Annotated in this window: 1 protein-coding gene; it reads right to left on the reverse strand. The window is 52.0% G+C overall.

Translation table 11 applies throughout. The features are described 5' to 3' along the window. Nucleotides 1-73: 73 nt before the first annotated feature. Nucleotides 74-1,432, reverse strand: coding sequence for a transposase (locus DSD30_RS21440; RefSeq protein ID WP_114011797.1), 1,359 nt, complete (start codon nucleotides 1,430-1,432; stop codon nucleotides 74-76). Nucleotides 1,433-1,515: the final 83 nt, after the last annotated feature.

Raw genomic sequence — 1,515 nt, forward strand, 5'->3', positions numbered from 1 at the left:
TCCGCCAATTCTGTTGAAAAATTAAGTGCTGCAGCGCAAAACGGAGGGCGGTTTTGGGAGGCTCGACGCTCCCTCATGCCGGAGTTGGGAGCAGCTTTGCCATTTTGCGCAGGTTCTGTGCTGTGGCTGCCAGTGTGAACTCGTCTTTTGCTCCATTTGGTCCTCGAAGACGCAGTCTATTCAGCCCCATGATCTTCTTCATGTGAGCAAACAGCATCTCAACTTTTCGCCTGGCGTGCCTAGAGGCGATATAGGCATCTGTATCTGCCAGATCTCGGGCGAAGTCTCGCGCTCCTTCATGGATTGATCTGGTGATGTGCCGAGTGGCAGTGTTGGGGCAGCATCTGAACTTCAGTTCACAGTTCTGGCAGTCCGCTTTGGCAGCACGATATCGGATATTTTCATCACCCTGCATCTTGGGCCGGATTGTCTGGAATTGACGGCGACTGGGCAGCAGGTCTTTGCCATCAGGGCAAATGTATCTGTCATTCTCATAGTCAAATATGAAGTCGGTCCTCGAGAATGTCTGGTCGAGCCGCTGCGATCTGTCGAGAACCGGAACATGTGGCTCGATACCTTTCTCATGAACCAGCCAAGCAAGTGTCTCGGCATTGCCATAAGCGCCATCACCGACGAAGCGTTCTGGGTATATACCAAACTTCTCTTCAACACGATCAACCATATCCAGTGCGGCATTAACTTCAGCCTGTCGGATCGGCGCTGTTGTTTCAACATCAACAATCACAGCATTATCCAAGTCCACCAGATAGTTGGTGGAATAGGCAAAGATCGAATAGGCCTTCTTTGCTCCAGTAAAGCGTGCTGCCGGATCAACCGGCGAGAGCACCTTTGGTTTCACGGGCGTTGCAGCGCCGAAAGCGGCATCATCAAGGGTCTCGAAGTATTCTTCTGTCGCCCGCGTGATGCGTTCTGGCGTCCAATCTGATGCTTCAACTTTGTTCAGCCGCTTTGCATCAGCCTGTACGATAGAAGCATCAACACCCAAAGCCTCCCCACCGACAAGCCCCTCTGCGATGCAGCGGGCCAACACCAGTTCGAAGAGATGACGGAAAAGATCGCTATCCCGGAAACGGCCATGTCGGTTCTTGGAAAATGTCGAATGATCAGGAACTGGGTCACCCAAGTCCATACGGCAAAACCATCTATAGGCCAGGTTCAGGTGAACTTCCTCACAGATGCGCCGTTCAGAACGAATGCCCATGATGTAGCCGACCAACAACATCCTGATCATCAGCTCGGGATCAATCGAAGGGCGGCCCTGGCTGCTGTAATAGGGAGCAAGGAAAGATCTGACCTCACTCAGATCGAGAAAGTGGTCGACCTTCCTGAGCAAGTGGTCAGCAGGAACGTGATCTTCAATCGAAAACTCGTAAAAGAGCGCTGCCTGCGCAACTTGCCTCGGTCCCAGCATTCGCAAATCCCCCCTTTTCCTAAAAGGATTGAATCAGGACCAAGCGATTACTTCAACAGCTACTTTTTCAACACCATTCGCCC

It is taken from the genome of Cohaesibacter intestini (genome assembly GCF_003324485.1).
Lineage (GTDB): Bacteria > Pseudomonadota > Alphaproteobacteria > Rhizobiales > Cohaesibacteraceae > Cohaesibacter > Cohaesibacter intestini.